The sequence below is a fragment of the Streptomyces sp. NPDC086147 genome, from assembly GCF_040702165.1.
In the GTDB taxonomy this organism is placed as follows: domain Bacteria; phylum Actinomycetota; class Actinomycetes; order Streptomycetales; family Streptomycetaceae; genus Streptomyces.
Genome location: NZ_JBFBJO010000033.1, coordinates 1 through 18,226, shown reverse-complemented (window position 1 = coordinate 18,226; position 18,226 = coordinate 1). Strand labels below are relative to the sequence as shown.

Genomic DNA, 18,226 nt, shown 5'->3' with positions numbered 1-18,226 from the left:
GGGGTAACCGGTGCGGAGACACGCGGACACCGGACGGGGAGATGCCATGACGTACGACGGAAGTGCGGGGCCCGCCGCCCTGCTGCCCCTGCTGCGCACGTCCGTGGAGCGGTTGCACGCCTCGGCGGCGGCCCTGACGGACGACGACGTGCGGGCCCCCTCGCCGCTGCCCGGCTGGACCCGCGCGCACGTGCTCACGCACATCGCCCGCAGCGCCGATTCGCGCACCCGGCTGCTGACCGCCGCCCGCACGGGCGCGGACCTCGCGCAGTACGACGACGAGGCGCAGCGGGAGCGGGAGATCGAGGAGGGCGCCGGACGGCCGGCCGCCGAGCTGGCGGCGGACCTGCGCGGTGCGCTGGGCGGGTTCCTGGCGGCCGCCGCCGCGCACCCGGACGAGGCGTGGGACGTGCCGGTGCGCTGGCTGGGCGGGCGGATGCGCCCCGTGCGGCGCGCGGTCGGCAGCCTGCTGCGGGAGGTGGAGGTGCACCACACCGACCTGGGGTGCGGTCACCGGCCCGCGGACTGGCCCCCGTCCTTCGTCGCCCGCGAACTCGCGACCACGGCGGCCGGGCTGCGGGAGCGTGACGACGTGTCCGGCATGGTGCTGGTCGCCGACGAGGACCGGGTGCCGCGCCCGGTCGGCGACGGGCGCGGGCCGCGGGTGTCGGGGCCCGCGGCGGCTCTCCTGGGCTGGCTGACCGGCCGCGCGGACGGACACGGCCTCACCCTCGATCCGCCCGGTCCGCTGCCGGACGTGCCCGTCTGGCGGAGCTGACCGGGACCACGGCGGCTCGGGCGGCCCGTGCCGCCGGCTGACGCCTCACGCCCGGTCGCACATCGGTTCGGGCGCGCGTACAACCCGGACGCCGTCCCGGGCATCACACAGGTGATCATCAAAGACAGCCCGGGAGAATTCCTTGAGAAGAACCGCCTCGGCGGCGCTCGTCGCCGCCACCGTCGTGCTCGGCACCCTGCTCGCGCCCGGCACCGCGCAGGCCGCGGACCCCGTCCAGTTCCTGAATGTCAAGGCGTATCCCGAAGCCATCCGGATCACGACCATGGGCTGGCGAGACTTCTCGGCCCACCTCCGCGAGAAGGGCAGCGAGACCCGGGTCAAGACCGTCACCGGGTTCAAGTCCACCGACGACTGCGAGATCTCCTGCTCGTCGGAGGACCACTACGAGTCCGGCCCGGTGGACCTCGCCGACCTCGGCGTCTACTCCGTGGACATCGAGTACAAGGGCACCGAGGGCGAGACGATCCTCCACAAGGACGTGGCGGAGCTCGACTACCGCCTGCACGCCACCTTCCACAACAGCGCCGCGTCCCGGGCCGTCTCCCTCGACGACCTGGGCACCACCCTCTCCTCCGACCTCGTCGCCCGGGACCCCCGCGACGGGAAGCTCACCCCCCTGCCCGGCAGGCAGGTGACCGTCGACGTCTCCGGACGGACCCTGACGGCCACCACCGACGCCGCCGGCCACCTCTCCGTCCCCGTGAAGTTCACCGGGACGGAGACCTCCAGCCGCGTCCAGCTCCAGCACGCCTCCGGCGACTACATCAGTGCCTGGGGTTCGGTCGCGCCCGCGGTCGAGGTCCAGCAGGCGAAGATCGTCCTGGACGAGGACTCCCGGCAGTTCACCGCCCCCTACGGTTCCACCGTCACCGTCCGCGGCAGCATCCGCCGCATCGCCAAGGACGGCACGGAGAAGCCGGTCGCCGCGCCGATGCGGCTGACGATCCCCAACACCACGGTGCCCGGCTTCACCAGCGACGCCGCAGGCCGGTTCGCCAGGTCGGCGCGGATCCTGAAGTCCTCGACCTGGAAGGTCGCCGCCGCCTACCAGCCGTGGCTCAACTACTCCACGACCGCGGACGTCAAGGCCACCGTGACGGCCGGCACCGCCTTCACCGATGTGGCGATGAGCATCGACAAGCACCGCACGGTGTACGCCAGGGGGACGCTGGTCCAGCGCGCCACCTCGGCCGCCCCCGGCCCCGCCGAGGTCGAGCTCCAGTACTCGGCCGACGGCCGCACCGGCTGGACCACCCGCGCGAGCGCGGACACCGTCATCGGCGAGTACGTCACCCTGCCGACCACGGCGAACGCGCCCGCCGACGGGTACTGGCGGCTGCGGTACGCGGGCCGGCCCGACCTCGCCGGGGCGGTCTCCTCGCGGTTCCGCCTGACCAAGACCGTGACCACCGTCGCCGAGTTCAACGTGAACCCCGAGCCCGCCCGGAAGGGCCAGTACCTGACCCTCACCGGCAAGCTCAAGCAGCGGGCCGCGTCCGACACCGACTGGAAGCCGTACGGCGGCCAGACGGTGCGCTTCTACTTCACGGCCGACGGCGGCACCACCGCCACCTACATGGGGTCGGCCACGACCGCCGCCGACGGCACCGTCAACCGCAGGTTCGCCGCCAAGGCCTCCGGCACCTGGCAGGCCGTGTTCTACGACAACGGCACCACCCACTTCGCGAGCAGGAGCCGCGAGGACCACGTGGCCGTCACCGGCTGACACGCCGCCCACGGAGGCCCGGCCGCCGCGGCGGCCGGGCCTCCGTGCTCACGGGGAGGTCAGGAGGGCCGCCGGGCTCCCGATCCTCTCGACGCCGTTCAGGAAGTCCAGTTCGTCGAAGGGGGTCCCGGTGTAGAAGCGCTGCCACAGGTCGGCCACCTCGGTCGGCCGTTCCAGCAGCGAGAGGTGGTCGGTCTCCTTGACGGTGGTGAACCGCGCGCGGGGGAAAAGCTCCGCCACCCGGCGGCTGTGCGAGGGCGGCGTGAGGGTGTCGTACTCGCCGGTGAAGGCCAGACAGGGGACGTCGGGGAGACGCCCGGGGGCGTACACGCCGTGGCGGAGCACGCGGTCGCTGTGCTCGGCGTCCATGCGCAGTTCGTGCGCGGTGCGGTCCATGCCCTGGCGGTGGAGCATCCGGGCCATGACGGTGCGCTTGCGCACGGGACCGAGCTCGGCGGGGGCCGTGAACGCCGCCACCATGCCGGAGGCGTAGCCGGCGCGGTCGCCCCGCCGGAGCATGTCGGTCCACCCCGCGACCGCCGCCTTGAAGTTCTCGGGCACCACCAGCGTCGTGCCGGCCAGGACCATGCTCCGTACGGTCTCCGGGTGGCGCTGTGCGAAGCGCAGTGCCACGTTGCCCCCGTAGCAGGCTCCCATCAGGTGGACGGCCGGGTGCCCGAGGCCGGTCACCATGTGGTGGACCGCGTCGGCCAGGAAGTCCAGGCCGTGGGCGGCCGGGAGGAAGTCGGCGGATCCGTAGCCCGGCAGGTCCACGGTGATCACCGGGGTCGTCGGCGTCAGCCGCGGCTCGTGCCTCACCCAGGTGTAGCGGTCCTGCGCGGACCCGCCCAGGATCACCACCGGCACCGTCCCCGGCCGTGCCGGGGACCGCACGACCCGCGCGTGGTAGGTGAAGCCCTGGTACGACAGCCGGTGCTCCACGGGCGTCCCGTCCGTGCTCGTCCTGCCGATTTCCGTTGTCACCGTGGGCCTCCTCCGGGAGCGTGTCACCGTCACCGGGCAACTCCCTGTGAACGACCGGGGCCCGGTTGCGTTACTCCGGGTCGGCGACGACGCCACAGCGCCCCGCGTCCGTGAGGGACGCGGGGCGCTGCGGCTCGGGGGTGGCCGACCGTCAGGTGCGGTAGGCGTAGTACGCGGCGGTCGGGTAGGACGAGATGATGCTCGTCACCGAACGGCGCAGGGTGTTGGTGGAGTGGTACGTCAGGTACGGCACGCCGTTGCGACGGGACGTGACGATCATGGTGTGGTCCTTGGACCCGTCCTTGTTGAAGTCGACCTGGAGGACGTCGCCGACGTCCAGCTGGTAGACGTTGGCGAGGCTGGTGGTGCGCTTGGAGTTCTGCGCGAACCAGGACCACTCGTTGACGCCGATGAAGGAGTGCGACTGGATGTCGGCGGTGCCGAACCAGCGCGTGTAGTCGTAGACGTAGCCGGGCGCGTGCTTCCAGCCGCCGGCCTTGAGGGACTGGCTGACGAAGTTGGTGCAGTCGCCGCCCGCGCCGGCCCCGTTGAAGTTGGGGTAGGCCGGGTTGTAGTTCGTCCAGTACTTCTCCGCGTACGCGGCCATCGCCTTGTAGTCGTACTCGCCGCCGGTGAGGTTCTTGGGGGCGGCCGGCGGACGCTTGGTGATGGCGGCGCGGGGCGCCGCCGGAGTGGTGGTGGTCTTGGCCGCCACGGTGGCGGTCATCGGCCGGGCGAGCTGATTGATCGCGAGGTAGCCGTCACCGGTCTCGCGGATCCTCGTGAGCTTCCAGGAGCCCTTCTTGTCCGCCTTGAAGGTGAGTTCGTGGCGGGCCTGGAAGCCGGTGGTGCCCGGCTCGCCGCCGGTGACCTTGGCGTAGGTCAGGGTGGTGTTCTCGGTGACGGCGACGACGGCGGTGCGGCCCTTGACGTCGGTGCGGTCCAGGGTGACCGTGGTGCTGCCGGCGCTGTACTTCTCGCCGCTGCTCGCCAGCCGGTTCTTGCGGTCGCCGAGCTGCTTGCGGGCGGCGTTCTCGTTGCGGCCGATGTCCGAGGAGAGCTCCACCTTGCCGGAGAAGCCTTCGGTGAGGGCCTTCTTGCCCCCCTGGCGGGGCTGGTCGACCAGGGCGTTGGTGCGGTCGGTGAAGACCGCGTCGGCCAGGCTCTGGAAGGCGGCCTTGGTCTTGGCGTCGACCTGGGGCTCGGCCGCCGTGGAGGCGCCCGCGTTCCAGTTGGGCAGCAGTGCGGCCCCCGCGACGGCCGATGCGGCGGCCGCCGTGAGTATCGTCGCCCGGCGTCGCGTGTGCTTCAGTTTTCTTGACTTCACTGGCGTTTTCCCCTCTTCCCCCGGCATAGGACCGCCGAGGTAAGCGGCATCTTCGCATGCCTTGTGCGGCTCGTGTGAAGGAGGTGGGGCGACTGATGCAAGGAGGTTTCCGGACTGTCATCACCGGGGGCTTCCAAGCCTGTCGGCCGGTCACTTCACGACGGTGGACCAGTCCGGCGACTGGGCCGGGTCGAGGCTGCGCAGGCGCTCCAGGGTGGCGGGCTTCTGGACGTCCATCCAGTCGGCGAGCTCCTTGAAGGACACGCACTTGACGTCCTTCTTGGTGCACACGTTCTCGATCATCCGGTCGACGGCCTTCATGTAGATGCCGCCGTTCCACTCCTCGAAGTGGTTGCCGATGAACAGCGGGGCACGGCTGCCGTAGTACACGCGATCGAATCCGGCCATGTAGGTGTCGAGGGTCTCCTGCTGCCACTTCGGGTACATGGCCGGGTCGCCGTCGGTCTTGCCCTCGGACTGGTTGTAGAGGAAGTTGAAGTCCATGGACAGGCCCTGGTACTTGCCGCCCTCGTACGGAAGCATCTGGAGCGGGAAGTCCCATATGCCGTTCTTCTTCTTCGGCCAGATCTGGAAGTCGCCGGCGGAGCTGGCGTCGTAGCGCCAGCCGTAGCCCTTGGCGGCCTGGAGGAGGTTGGCCTGGCCTTCGAGGCAGGGGGCGCGGCCGCCGGCGACCTCACGGCGGATGTCGAACGGCAGCGGGTCGAGGTCGGTCCGGCCGGTGTTGGTCTTCCACTTCTCCACGAAGCCGTAGAACTGGTCGATCTCGCTCTTCCACTCCGGCACGCTCCAGTCGCCGCCGCCCTTCGCGCCGCAGAAGTGCCCGTTGAAGTGGGTGCCGATCTCGTTGCCGTCCTTCCACGCCCCGCCGAGCTGCTCCAGGGTGGTGTAGACGTGCTCGTCGGTGGGGAAGCTGATGGCCGCGCTGCCCCGGGGGTGCTGCGGCGGGGCGTACAGGTCCTTCTTGCCCTTGGGCAGCAGGTAGATGCCGGTGAGGAAGAAAGTCATGTGGGCGTTGTGCCGGTTGGCCATCTCCCGGTAGTGCGCGAACAGTCCGTCGTCGCCCTGGAGGGCACCGTCCCAGGAGAAGACGACGAACTGCGGCGGCTTCTCGCCGGGCTTGAGGGGCTGGGGCTTGAGCTGCTCCTTCTGCGGGCCGGTGTAGGAGGTCGAGCCGTCGCCGATCACCTTGACCTTGCCGTCCCAGGGCGGTTCCCCCGAGGCCCCGGAGACCGGCTGGCGCGGCGAGCCGTTCGTCGCGGACCCGGTCGGGGTGGTGTCGTCGGTGCCGGAAAGCACCAGGTAGCCGCCGAGGGTGGAGGCGACGACGAGGAGCGCCGCCAGGGCGAGCGTGCCGGGGCGGGCGGGGAGACGGCGGGGTGCGGGGTCCTTGCGGCGTCGGCCCGACGGCTTGTTCATCTGCGGCTCAATCTCTCGGTGGCCTCGATCCCTCGGAGGCGTGGACGGGGACGGTTCGGTCGCGCCGGTGGTCAGCCGAGCGGTCTCAGGGCTTCCGCCCAGATGCCGAACGGGACGCTGTCGGCGATCGTGCCGCCCAGCCCCTCCAGCGGCAGGGGTTCGAGGCTCTTGGCGAGGTCGATGCGGTAGACGACGACCGCGGTGGACACCTTCTTCTCGGTGCCGACGTACCAGGCGGCGGTGTCGTCCTCGGTGGTGCCCCGCTTTCCGGCGACCTCGCCGCCCGCCTTCGCGGCGGTCTCCGGGTAGGCGGTGCGGAAGGCGTCCGTCAGGGCGGACTGCACCTCGGCGGCGGTGTCGGGGTCCATGGCCCGGCGCGTGGCCGGGGCGTCCGTGGCGACCTCGTGGCCGTTGCGGGTGACCTTGAGGATGGCGTACGGCTCCGTGTGCCGGCCCTGGGCGGCGAAGGTGGTGTAGCCGCTGGCCATCCGGATGGCGCTGGGCGTGGAGCTGCCGGCGGACAGGGCGGGCACCTGGGCGCCGAGGCTGGAGGGCAGCAGTCCGGCGGCCTGGGCGGTGGCGCGGACCTTGTCCAGGCCGGTGTCCATGCCGAGCTGCATGAAGGTGGTGTTGACGGAGGAGGCGAGGGCCCGGTGCAGGGAGATCTGCCCGTAGGACCGCCCACCGTCGTTCTTCGCGGCGACCTTGCGGCCGCTGCGGTCCCAGTACGGCCCTTCCGGCGTGGTGACGGGCGTCTTGTCGTCGCCGGCGTACACCGTCTCGCCAGTCACCGGCTCGGGGGCGCCGTCCCGGCTCTTGCGCACGCCGTGCTCCAGGGCGGCGGCGTAGACGAACGGCTGGAACGCCGAGCCGGCCCGCACGGTGGTCGCGTTGGACTCGTTGTAGCCCTGCTTGCGGTGGTCGGGGCCGCCGTGGATGGCCAGGATGCGCCCGTCGACGGCGATGGAGGCGGCGCCGTAGTGGACCTGCTTCGCGGCCTCCGGGTTGTCCTTGCGGGCCTTGTCGCGGGCCGCGCCGACGGCCCGGGTGAGCTGGTCCACGCGCTTCTTGTCGAACGTCGTGTAGATCTGGTAGCCGCCGCGGTCGAAGTCCTTGTCGGAGACGTGCGCCGTCTTCTTGGCGTACTGGGTGGCGAGTTCCACCAGGTAGTCGCTCTGCTCACCGGTGTTGTAGAGCGGGTTGCTCTCCAGCGGCTCGGGGAAGGTCCGGTAGCCGGCGCGCTCCTCCGGCGACAGCTTGCCGATCTTCACCATCCGGTCGAGCGTCCACCGCCACCGCTCCTCGGCGCGGGCGTGGTTGGCCGCGCCGAGCGTCGGGTCGTACAGTCCGGCGCCCTTGAGGAGGGCGGCGAGGAAGGCGCCCTCGCTGGCGTTGAGCCCGCTGACGTCCTTGCCGTAGTAGGCCTGGGCGGCGCGCTGGATGCCGTAGGTGCCGCGGCCGAACCAGCTGGTGTTGAGGTAGCCCTCCAGGATCTCGTCCTTGCTCATCTTGTTGTCGAGCTTGAGGGCCATCATGGCCTCGGTGAACTTGCGGCTGTAGGTCTGCTCCTGGCTGAGGTAGACGTTCTTGACGTACTGCTGGGTGATGGTCGAGCCCCCCTGGGTGCTGCCCTGTCCGACGGTGCGCAGGACGGCGCGGGTGAGGCCCTTGGCCGAGATGCCGGGGTCGCTGTAGAAGCTCTCGTTCTCGGCGGCGAGCACCGCCCAGCGCACGTCCTCGGGCACGTCCTCCAGCTCCGCCTCCTGCCGCTGCACCCAGCCGGCGCGGGCCATGGGGGTGCCGTCGGCCCAGAAGTAGACGTTGTCCTGCTGGGTGGCGTAGGAGTTGAGGTTGTCCGGGATGTCGGTGACGGCGTAGGCGACGGTCAGGGTCAGGACGCTCAGCCCGAACGAGGCGAGGACCGCGCCGCCGGTCTGCCGCCAGGAGGGCACCCAGCGCTTCCAGCCGGTCCGTCCGGGGCGGGGGTAGTGCGGCCGCGCGCGGCGCAGCCGGGGGCCGAGGACGGCGACGACGACGGCGAGGGCGGCGGTGACGGCGGCGACGAGGCGGGCGGCGGGCGCGGTCCTGGGCGCCTTGCGGCGGCGCCGGGTTCCCGGCCGGCCGGGCGCGGCGGCCTTGGCGTCCGCGCGGCGGGAGGCGCGGGATCCGGGGGCGGTCTCTCCGGTCGCCTCCGTGTCGGAGGGTGTGCCGGCGGTGTCGTCGGACGTCTCGCGCCGGCCCCCGCCGGGTATCAGCGGCTCTCCGGAGCGGGTGGTGGGTATGCCGCCCTCGGGCACGCGGAGCTGCATCGTCTCGTCGGGTATCAGCCGCTGCCCGAAGAAACGCATGCGTGTCGGGGGACTCGGCTCCGACGGGTCTTCCTCGCCCCCCTGAGCGTGCCCTCCCTGCCCTGCCTGGGTCACGATCGGCCCCTCTCCGTACTCCCTGTCGCGCGCGCAGGCAGGCAGTACAGACGTACGAGGGCTTCCCGGCTACCGTTATGGCGGTCGCAAACCCTGACTTCCCCCCGACCTCACGGGATCGCGGCTCTCAAATTACCAGCGCGTTTCGCACGATCTCCACACGATGTTCGGGCGAATCAGGTCACATCATGGCTGACCGGTGCCTGTCGCCCCACCGCGCACGGGTACAAGCGGCGGGGACCGAGGGTCCGAAGGGACTGGAGGGACCGAAGAATCGATTCAGGCGACCGTCGCCTCGGTCCCCCGCTGCGAGCGGGCGGTCTTGCTGCCCACCTGGCCCGGCCGGATCGTCCGCGGGTCCACCGCCTCGCCGGGCGCCCCCGCGCGGTACAGCCCGTCGGGCTCGGCGTCGCGGTCGTGGGGCAGTAGGTAGAAGACGCGTCGTTTCTGCAGTCCGCTGTCGGGGTCGGCCTCGGCGCTGTCGTCGAGTTCGGCGAAGCCGATCATGCGCCCGTCGCGGTGGTAGCGGGGCTTTCCGCGGCGGCGGGGGGTCTTGTCCAGGGCCTGGCGCACGTAGTCGAGCTCTTCCGGGTCCTCCAGCCACACCACTCTGTTCTCGTGGGTGAGGTCGCCTGCCGTCAGGAGCGAACTCATGGCCTGGATCCCTTCTCGGTCGTCTCGGCCCGCGGGGGGCCCGGTCTCCTCCACGCCGTGCTCGGCGCCGGTGTCGGTGTGCGGCCGGCCGTCGCGGGGCCCGGCGGCTGGATGCCTCGGCTCATTCCTCGTCCATCGTATGTGTGTCGGTCGTCTTCGAAGGGCACGCGGTCCGGCTTCACCCCGAGGCCTACCCGTCTGCGGTACGCCGGGGCGGCTCGTCGTCCGCCAGGAGGGCGAGCCCGGGATAGAACTTCTGCCCGTTGGAGCGCAGCATCTCGCCGGGCGAGGCGACGCCGATCTCGGCCCGGATCCGCGTGGCGAACGCGCGGGTGGTGGCGGGGCGCAGCCCTTCGCCGTCCTGGCACCAGCCGCTGTAGGCGCGGTAGAGGGCGCCCTGCTCGACCTTGAGGTCGCGGGGTTCCTCCAGGTCGCCGCCGGTGGTGCAGCATTCGGCGAGGAAGCGTCCGATGTGGTCCTCGGTGGTGGCGTACGCCTGGGTGGCGGTGCGGACCACGCTGGGGCCGGTCAGGGCGGGTTTGGCGGCCAGGTAGGCCTTGGCGCCCTGGATCATCCAGTGGAGGATGCCGGGGCCCTCGTCGTGGACGAGGATCTCGGCGAGGTTGTCGATCTTGCGGTGGTCGGGGACGACGCGCTCGAAGGGGATGAGGCGGATGCGCCGCCAGAAGGCGTGTCCGCCGGTGCCGACCTCGGGGCGGTGGTTGCCCAGCAGCCACAGTTTGTGGGTGGGTTCGAAGCTGAAGAAGTCCTGCCGCATGCGCCGGGCCTTGAGGCGGTCGCCGCCGGTGAGGAGTTTGACGCGGGCCTCGTCGAACTTGTCGTGGGGCTTGAGCTCGCTGCAGACGAACAGCCGGCGGCCGTGGAGCTCGGTCAGCTCGGTGGAGTGCTCGTTGAACTTTCCGCGCTCCATGAGGAAGCCGGGGGGCGCGACGTCGGCGTAGTCGCCGAGGATCTTGATGACGACGTCGAGGAGCGCCGACTTGCCGTTGGCGCCGACTCCGTAGAGGAAGGGCAGGACCTGGCCGCCGACGTCGCCGGTGATGGAGTAGCCGAGCAGGAGGTGCAGGAAGTCGATCATCTCCCTGCCCGGGTCGTCCTCGCCGAAGGTCTGGGCGAGGAAGGCGTGGAACCGGGGCGTGGGCATGGCCTCGGGCGCGAGGTAGGTGGCCCGTGAGTGCAGGTCCCGGGTGGGGTCGGGCTTGCGGAGTTCGCCGGTGCGCAGGTCCACGACGCCCGCCGGGGTGCACAGGGCGTACTTGTCGCCGTCGAGGGTGTCGGGGTCGAGGGCGAGTCCGGGCGAGGCCTTGGCCTGGGCCAGCATGGCCTTCACGCCGGAGGTGGACATGGCGCGCTTGCGGTGCTGGGTGAGTTCGCGGTCGGTGAAGACGCCGCGGGGGTCGGTGGTGGGCAGTTCCTCGGCCATGTCGCCCGCGGCCCAGATGGCGGCCTTCTCCCCGCCGGTGCGCTTCCACCGGTACTCGTCCCAGACGTACCAGCCCAGGCCCTCGACGTGCCGGAAGCGGTCGTGGTGGAGGTGGGCGAAGAGCTTGGCGTTGCCTCGGTCGCTGAGGTCGGCGAGCAGCCCGGACTGGACGAAGTCGGAGGGGTCCGGAGGGACCGCCGTTCCGTTCTTCCGCCGGGGAGGCGGCGGCTCGGCGGGGCCGGGCGCGGATCCGCCGCCGAACACGGCGAGCTGTTCGGCCGCCGCTTGGGCGTTGAACCCGGTGCTTCCGGCGCTGCTCATGTGCGTTCCTCGGGTCGGATGGGTCGGGCGCTGCCGGCGCGCATGCCGGTCTCGACGATGTGGGCGTTCCTGCGGAGCTGGTGGGGCCGGGCACGCGTGGCGGTTTCGAGGAGCAGCCGCCGGGTCTCGGCGTCCCCGAGGTGGCCGCCCCGGACGAGTCCGCCGGCGGTGAAGGCCGCCCGGTTGAGCTTCTCGCTGAAGGCCGCCCCCTCGGGGACGGCGCCGCAGGCCTCCACGTCCCGGAGGAGGGCGGCGAGGACGCGCGGGGCGCCGCCGGGGCGGGGGGAGGTCGTCGCCGAAGGGGCCGTCGCGGAGGGACTCGGGGGTGGTGGCGGGTCGGCGCGGTGTCCGGTGCGGGTGAGTTCGGCGGTGAGCCAGAGCGGGAGCGGGGCGGGGGTGCGGGCTCCGGGCAGGACCCGGTAGTCGCCCGCCGTCGTACGGGTGCCGGGGGCGACGATGTAGCCGTTGGCGGCCCGGACGTCAACCTGCCAGGCGAGGGCGGTGCGGTGGCCGGATCCGCTGGAGGACTTGAACGCGGGCGCGTGCCGGGGCGAGCGGTACCAGATGTGCATGCCGCCGGAGGGGGTCCGTACGCGCAGGGTCGAGGTGTCCGCGCAGGGGTCGGGCCTGCGCCGGTGGGCGGCCAGCAGGGCGAGGGTGTCGAATCCGCTGCCGAGCCCGGTCAGGTCGACGGAGTCGTGGACGGGGATGCCGGGCAGGAGCCGGGACCGCTCGGGCGGGCGGTCGGTGTGGGCGTCCACGTCGATGACGACCAGGCGCGAGGGTCCGCAGGCGACGCCGACCCCGAAGCGGGGCTGGGCGGCCCACCACCGCCGGACCGTGTCGAGGTCGGTGGTGGCGGCGTGGAAACCGTGGCACCAGCCGCGCCGCGCGTGGCAGGGGCACTGCCGGGCGGGGTGGGTTCCCGTCGCGCACGCGCCGCAGTTGGGAGCGGGCGTCTTGGCGCCGGGGGCCAGGGGGTGCACGGCGAACCCGTGCCGGACCATCCAGGTCGCGACGTCTTCGGGACGGACGGGCACGGGTTCTTCCTTGGCGGTGCGGAGGAGGCGTTCACAGGGACTGAAGGGACTGAAGATTTCCTATCGCGGATGCTAGCCCAGCGTCACGGACGACTCACGCATGACGTCGCTCCTGTTTCGGAACCGGGTCCCTTCGGTCCCTCCGGTCTCTGGTCCGTCCCCGGACCGGGCGTACGGGGGACATGCGGGCGCCTCCTGCCGGGTACCCCTCCCCCGGACACCCTCCCCGGCCCGGAGGGGCTGATGCCGCGCTCGGACCCTTCGGTCCCTGTCCCTTCGGTCACTGCATGAACCTGCAGGTCAGGGGGCTGGGCTGGTCGACACCAGGGACTGAAAGGGACTGAAGGGACTCAAATCTCTAGTTATCAGCGGCACAGGCTTCATGGGCTTGGTACAAGTACTTTCATACGCCCGCGCATACACACACGCACGTAAAGGCTGGAAACAGGAAAATTGAGTCCCTTCAGTCCCTGAGTCCCTGCTGAGAAACGGGCTGACCTGCGGTTTCGCACAGGGACTGAAAGTGGGAGGGACTGAACGGCAGAGGGACTGGTCCGTCCCTTCGGGGAACGGGGCGGCGGATCCGTGCATCTTCACGGCTGCACCGGGGCGCAAGGCCCCGTGAACCTCGGAAGAGACAGTGAGCACCCGCGTGAACGCCTCCCCCGCCCTCGTGTCAGTGTCCGGTACCGGCGGAGGGACGGGGGGCCGCGTGGTGGTGTCCGCGCTCGTCGGCGGGCTCCTCCTCGGGGTGCTGACCAATCTGGCCCAGGGATGGCTCCCGGGGGCCTGGAACCAGATCGCCAACTCCGGCGCGGTCTGGTCCGTCGCCGCGTTCGCGGCGGGCGCGGTGGCGGCCAGGCGGGTCGGGCCGTCCGTGGCCGCCGTCGTGGGGCTGTGCGCCGAGGCCGGGCTCGTGGTCGGCTACTACGGCTACGCGGAGGTCGCGCGCGACGGCATGGGGTCCCTGTTCGCCCCGCTCGTCTGGGTGGGGGCGGCGTTCGTCGCCGGGCCCCTGTTCGGAGTGGCGGGCGTCTGGTGGCGGGGCGAGAACGCACGTCGGCGGGTCGTCGCGCTCGCCGCGCTCGCGGGGGTCTTCGGCATGGAGGGCCTCCACTACGCCCTCGTCCTCCAGTACGCCCCCCAGGCGTGGGCCTGCCTCGGCGTCCTGCTGCTCGTGGTCCTGGCCATGGGCCGCGGCCTCAGGGAGCGTGCGCTGACCCTCCTGGCCTCCGTCGTCTTCTCGCTGCTCGCCCATCTCGTCGTCGACAAGCTGATCCTGTCGGCGCTCCTCGGCTGAGCGTCCTCGCGGCCGCTCCGGGCCCCGCCGGTCATCCCGTCGGGAGCGTCCGGTGGATCCGCACCCCGCGCGGCGCCGGGGAGGCGACGGCGACGGCGGCCTTGTGGCCGGGGCCGGCGGGGAGGTCGGTGAACCGCCATCCGGGGAGGTCGGCGCGGACGTCGTCCGCGGAGAGGTCGCGGCCGAGGCCGGTGCCCAGGCCCTTGAGGTAGGCCTCCTTGCGGGCCCACAGGCGGGCGAAGACCGCCGGCCTGTCGTGGAGGGGCGCCGACTCGATCTCGGCGCGTTCGGCCGGGTGCAGCATCCTCGTGAGCTCCTCCACGACCTGGGGCTCCGGTACGAGCTCGGCGTCGATGCCGATCGGGGTCGACGCGGTGCCGATGAGGACCAGGCCCCGGCTGTGGGAGAGCGAGAACTCCAGCGGCGCGGGGACGAGGACGGGCCGCCCGTGCTGCTCGCCGCAGCACGGGCAGGGGGCGCGGGTGAAGCGGAGGTCGCCCGGTGCCACGCCGGTCAGGGCGGACAGGACCGTGCGGAGCGCCACGTGGGCGAACCCGTAGAGCGCCCGGTCCCGGTCGTGGGCGAAGGCGGCCAGACGCCGGTGCTCGGCCTCGTCCAGGACGGCGAGCTCCCGCGCGGTGCGCGGAGCCGCCGGGGCGCGGAGGACCCACACCCGCACGTCGTGGTCGTCGGGGTCGTCGGGTGTCCCGGTGTCGCTTCGGTACGTCGCTGCCGCCTCCATGGCGATCATGTTCCCAGACGGGGGTCATGGGGAGGGCGGGGGCTCTGCGGGGCGGGATCGTACGGGCGGACCGGGGGTGTACGGACCGGGCTCTACGGGTCGGCAGTCCTACGGGCCGGGAGTCCTACAGGCTGCGGGCGGTGATGTCGCCCTTGGTGGTGGTGGCGTGGATGTCGAGCGTGGCCGTGCCGTCGTTCCTCAGGTCGTTGGCGACGCGGCCGTAGGCGGTGCCGGCGTCGAGCGAGGCGGAGACCCCTCGGGCGGCGCCGACCGAGATGTCGCCCTGCTGGGTGCGCAGGGTGACCGTGCCGCCCAGGGCCTCGGCGATCCGGATGTCGCCCCTCGTCGTGGTGATCTCGGCGGAGCCGCCCAGCCGGCCGATCTCGACGGTCCCGTCGACCGCGTCGAGGCGGACGCCCGTCGCCTCGTCAATCTTGATCCGCCGGTAGGCGCCGTCGAAGACGACCTCGCCGAGCCGTCCGACGCCCCGGAGCTCGGTGGCGGCGGCCTTGCCCTCGACCCGTGAGCCGGCGGGGAGCCGGACCGTCACCTCGACGGAGCCGGAGGAGCCGAAGTACTGGTTCTTCACCGGGATCCCGATCCGCAGGACGCCGTCGGCGTACTCCACCGAGGCCTGTTCCGCGATCTTGACGTCGCGGTTCTTCGCGGGGTTCATCGGCAGGACCTCGACCACGGTGTCGGTCCGGATGGCGGCGATGACCTGGACGCGTCCGGCCGGGACGTCGAAGACGGCGGCGATCGGGGTGGGGGTGTCGAACTTCTGCATGGCGCCCTCCTGACGAACCGGTGTTTCGTATGATGGAAAGGCTACGTTGCGTTCGAGCGTGCGGCAATGAAGTGATGGCGTGATGGCTGCGTCGATGCAGTTCAGCGTCTTGAACTTGTTGCGGTGGGCTTGGGTTTAATGCAACGTCAAGTCTTTCGGTTGGTGCAATGGATTGATGGTTAACGCTACGGTGGAGACCTCGGTAGAGATCTCGGCGGAGATCTCGGTGGAGACGAAGGAGGGCGTGGTGCCGGGAGGCAGGCTCACCCAGAAGGACCGTCAGCAGATCGCGCTGGGGCTGGCCGACGGCCTCGCCTACGCGGAGATCGCCAGGGGCCTCGGCCGCCCGACCTCGACGATCACCCGCGAGGTGATGCGCAACGGCGGCCCCGTCGGATACCGCGCGGACCTGGCCCACCGCGCCACGGAGCAGCGCACCCAACGGCGCAGGCCCGCCGCGCCCCGGGGGCCGGAGCCGGTGCACCGGCCGCGCGGGGGCGACCCCGAGGCCGTACGGGCGTACGAGGAGCTGTTCACCACCGTCATGATGCAGTCGGGCATGCCGAAGATGATGGCCCGCGTCATGGTCGCCCTCCTTATGACCGACGCCGGCAGTCTGACGGCGTCCGAGCTCGCCCGGCGCCTCCAGGTCAGCCCGGCGACCATCTCCAAGTCGATCGCCTTCCTGGAGAGCCAGGCCCTCGTCCGCAGGGAGCGGGACGAGCGCCGCCGCGAGCGCTACGTCGTCGACGACGACCTCTGGTACCAGTCGATGGTCGCCAGCGTGCGGGCCCTCGGCCAACAGGTCGAGGTCGCGCGGCAGGGCGTCGGCGTCCTCGGCCCCGGCACCCCGGCCGCCGTCCGCCTGGAGAACGTCGCCCGCTTCCTCGACTTCGTCGCCGAGAGCCTCGCCCGCGCCGCCGAGCAGGCCCGCGAGGTCCTCTTCACGGAGACGGAAGAGATTGAGGAGGACGAGGAGGACGAGGAGGACGAGGAGTTGGAGGAGTCGGAGGACACCGGCGTGCCGGACCGTGACCTCGGATAGGGCCCACCAGGGCTACGAGGCCCAGGCGCCCGGTGCGACGAAGGTCGGCCGCCGGGGAAGCGGCAGCTTGTGCACCGGGGCCTCCGGCTCCTGGGCCCGGGCCTCCTGCTGGAGCCGCATCCGCGCGATGAGCAGGGCGGCCAGGGTCGCGACCTCCTCCGCCGTCGGGTTGCCCTTGACGATGCGGATCGAGGCCGCCAGGGACAGGGCCGCCGCGTCGTCGGCGGAAGCGGAGGCGGAGGCGGGGACGTCGGGGTTCTCGGCGGGGGCGGTCACAGCGGGAGGTTCCCGTGCTTGCGGCTCGGCTGCTGCGTGTGCTTGGCGCGTAGCATGCCGAGGGCGGAGATGAGCCGGGAGCGGGTCTCGGCCGGGTCGATGACGTCGTCGACGAGGCCGCGTTCGGCCGCGTAGTACGGATGCATCAGCTCGTTCCTGTACTCCTCGATCTTCTGCGCGCGGGTGGCCTCCGGGTCGTCGGAGGCGGCGATCTCGCGGCGGAAGATGACGTTGGCCGCGCCCTCCGCGCCCATCACGGCGATCTCGTTCGACGGCCAGGCCAGGGCCACGTCCGCGCCGATGGAGCGCGAGTCCATGACGATGTAGGCGCCGCCGTAGGCCTTGCGCAGGATCAGCGAGATCCGGGGCACGGTCGCGTCGCAATACGCGTACAGCAGCTTCGCGCCGTGCCGGATGATGCCGTCGTGCTCCTGGTCGACGCCGGGCAGGAAGCCGGGCACGTCGATCAGGGTGACGAGCGGGATGCTGAACGCGTCGCAGAACTGCACGAAGCGGGCGGCCTTCTCGGACGCCTGGATGTCGAGGACGCCCGCGAGGTGGGCCGGCTGGTTGGCCACGACGCCGACGACGTGGCCGCCGAGGCGGGTCAGCGCGCAGACGACGTTCCGGGCCCACTGGGCGTGGACCTCGAAGTAGTCCCCGTGGTCGGCGATCTCCTCGATGAGGTCGCGGATGTCGTAGCCCTGGGTGGGCTTGGCCGGCACCAGGTCGAGGAGGCTCTCGCAGCGCCGGTCCACCGGGTCGTCGAGGTCGCCGGCGGGGGCGAGTTCGCGGTTGTTGGAGGGCAGCAGGGACAGCAGGTGGCGGACGTCCTCCAGGCAGCTCTCCTCGTCGTCGTACGCGAACGCCGCCACGCCCGACGTGCCGGCGTGGCTGTCCGCGCCGCCGAGGTGCTCCATGGTGACGGCCTCGCCGGTGACGGCCTGGACCACGTCGGGACCGGTGATGAACATCTGCGAGGTGCCGCGGACCATGAACACGAAGTCCGTGAGGGCCGGCGAGTAGGCCGCGCCGCCCGCGCACGGGCCGAGGACGACGGAGATCTGCGGGATCACCCCGGAGTTGCGGACGTTGCGCCGGAAGATGCCGCCGTAGCCGGCGAGGGCGGTCACGCCCTCCTGGATGCGGGCGCCGGCGCCGTCGCACAGCCCCACGATCGGGGCCCCGGCCGCCTCGGCCAGGTCCATCAGCTTGTGGATCTTCTCGGCGTGGGCCTCGCCCAGCGCCCCGCCGAAGATGCGGAAGTCGTGGGCGTACGCGAAGACGGTGCGGCCGTGGACCCGGCCCCAGCCCGTGACGACCCCGTCGGTGTACGGCTTCCTGTCCTCCAGGCCGAAGCCCTGGGCGCGGTGCCGGCGGAGCTGCTCGACCTCGTTGAAGGTGCCCTCGTCGAACAGGAGGTCGATGCGCTCGCGGGCGGTCAGCTTGCCCTTGGCGTGCTGGGCCTCGGTGGCGCGTTCGCCCGGCCCGGCCTCGGCCAGCGCGCGGACGGCGTGCAGCTCCGCGGTGCGCTCGCGCAGCGGGGCGAACAGGGGCTCCTCCCGGCGCGGGGGGACCGGACGCGGGGGGATCGGAGCCGCGGGCCGGGGGTTCGGCGCGAGTACGGTCTCCAGTGGCGCTTCCTCGACGATGCTCATACGGGCCCTTTCGACACGGGGGCACCGGGTCCGCCCGGTGCCGCGTCGTCCAGCTTCGTCAGGGGCGCTACATCTCCGCTCGACTCCTGCCCGGGGGCCGGTCGCGCTCCCCGGCGGGCCGGAGGGAGGGCGGGATTCCGCGCCCTCCCTCCGGTGTCGTCGCGTCCGTGTCTCAGGTGGTGACGGTCCAGGTGTCGTTGCCGGTGAGGAGTTGGGTGAGGTCGCCTTTGCCGTGTTGTTCGACGGCGGTGTCGAGCTGGCCG

Annotated in this window: 15 protein-coding genes; 4 read left to right on the top strand and 11 right to left on the bottom strand. The window is 71.9% G+C overall.

Annotated features, from left to right (window positions below):
• Positions 1-46: 46 nt before the first annotated feature.
• The gene (locus AB0398_RS32915; protein WP_366379340.1) at positions 47-778 is read left to right on the top strand and encodes a maleylpyruvate isomerase family mycothiol-dependent enzyme; all 732 of its coding nucleotides are present in this window, start codon (positions 47-49) and stop codon (positions 776-778) included.
• A gap of 142 nt (positions 779-920) precedes the next feature.
• Positions 921-2,525, top strand: coding sequence for a hypothetical protein (locus tag AB0398_RS32910; RefSeq protein WP_366379339.1), 1,605 nt, complete (start codon positions 921-923; stop codon positions 2,523-2,525).
• A 48-nt stretch (positions 2,526-2,573) separates the two neighbouring features.
• On the opposite strand, the gene AB0398_RS32905 is transcribed toward AB0398_RS32910, so the two are convergent.
• From AB0398_RS32905 to AB0398_RS32875, 7 genes are all read right to left on the bottom strand, one after another.
• Positions 2,574-3,509 carry an alpha/beta hydrolase gene (locus tag AB0398_RS32905; protein ID WP_366379338.1) on the bottom strand — a complete coding sequence of 312 codons (936 nt, stop codon included), beginning with the start codon at positions 3,507-3,509 and terminating at the stop codon, positions 2,574-2,576.
• Between the two features lie 151 nt (positions 3,510-3,660).
• Positions 3,661-4,836, bottom strand: coding sequence for an amidase domain-containing protein (locus AB0398_RS32900; protein ID WP_366379337.1), 1,176 nt, complete (start codon positions 4,834-4,836; stop codon positions 3,661-3,663).
• 150 nt (positions 4,837-4,986) lie between these two features.
• Entirely contained in the window at positions 4,987-6,273 is a 1,287-nt protein-coding gene (locus AB0398_RS32895) for a hypothetical protein (protein WP_366379336.1), read from the bottom strand.
• Positions 6,274-6,344: 71 nt separating this feature from the next.
• Positions 6,345-8,621, bottom strand: coding sequence for a transglycosylase domain-containing protein (locus AB0398_RS32890; protein ID WP_366379335.1), 2,277 nt, complete (start codon positions 8,619-8,621; stop codon positions 6,345-6,347).
• Positions 8,622-8,975: 354 nt separating this feature from the next.
• On the bottom strand, positions 8,976-9,350 hold the full coding sequence (locus tag AB0398_RS32885) for a DUF6009 family protein (protein ID WP_366379334.1): 375 nt from the start codon (positions 9,348-9,350) through the stop codon (positions 8,976-8,978).
• Positions 9,351-9,540: 190 nt separating this feature from the next.
• Positions 9,541-11,115 (bottom strand): phage/plasmid primase, P4 family, encoded by a 1,575-nt coding sequence (locus AB0398_RS32880; protein ID WP_366379333.1) that lies wholly within the window; start codon positions 11,113-11,115, stop codon positions 9,541-9,543.
• Positions 11,112-12,155 (bottom strand): bifunctional DNA primase/polymerase, encoded by a 1,044-nt coding sequence (locus AB0398_RS32875; RefSeq protein ID WP_366379332.1) that lies wholly within the window; start codon positions 12,153-12,155, stop codon positions 11,112-11,114. Before AB0398_RS32875 ends, AB0398_RS32880 begins: the two co-directional genes overlap by 4 nt.
• Positions 12,156-12,867: 712 nt before the next feature.
• Between AB0398_RS32875 and AB0398_RS32870 the strand changes: the two genes are divergently transcribed.
• Positions 12,868-13,455: a DUF6518 family protein gene (locus AB0398_RS32870; protein WP_366379331.1), complete on the top strand. Its 588-nt coding sequence runs from the start codon at positions 12,868-12,870 to the stop codon at positions 13,453-13,455.
• Positions 13,456-13,486: 31 nt separating this feature from the next.
• Here the strand turns inward: AB0398_RS32870 and AB0398_RS32865 are convergent, their stop codons facing one another.
• Together AB0398_RS32865 and AB0398_RS32860 are read right to left on the bottom strand one after the other, a co-directional pair.
• Positions 13,487-14,197 (bottom strand): 4'-phosphopantetheinyl transferase superfamily protein, encoded by a 711-nt coding sequence (locus tag AB0398_RS32865; RefSeq protein WP_366379330.1) that lies wholly within the window; start codon positions 14,195-14,197, stop codon positions 13,487-13,489.
• 124 nt (positions 14,198-14,321) lie between these two features.
• On the bottom strand, positions 14,322-14,984 hold the full coding sequence (locus tag AB0398_RS32860) for a DUF4097 family beta strand repeat-containing protein (protein ID WP_366379329.1): 663 nt from the start codon (positions 14,982-14,984) through the stop codon (positions 14,322-14,324).
• Positions 14,985-15,231: 247 nt separating this feature from the next.
• Between AB0398_RS32860 and AB0398_RS32855 the strand changes: the two genes are divergently transcribed.
• Entirely contained in the window at positions 15,232-16,029 is a 798-nt protein-coding gene (locus AB0398_RS32855) for a helix-turn-helix domain-containing protein (protein ID WP_366379360.1), read from the top strand.
• 12 nt (positions 16,030-16,041) lie between these two features.
• On the opposite strand, the gene AB0398_RS32850 is transcribed toward AB0398_RS32855, so the two are convergent.
• Positions 16,042-16,305 (bottom strand): acyl-CoA carboxylase subunit epsilon, encoded by a 264-nt coding sequence (locus tag AB0398_RS32850; RefSeq protein ID WP_366379328.1) that lies wholly within the window; start codon positions 16,303-16,305, stop codon positions 16,042-16,044.
• Entirely contained in the window at positions 16,302-17,963 is a 1,662-nt protein-coding gene (locus tag AB0398_RS32845) for an acyl-CoA carboxylase subunit beta (protein ID WP_366379327.1), read from the bottom strand. The genes AB0398_RS32850 and AB0398_RS32845 overlap by 4 nt, the downstream gene beginning before the upstream one ends.
• Positions 17,964-18,226: the final 263 nt, after the last annotated feature.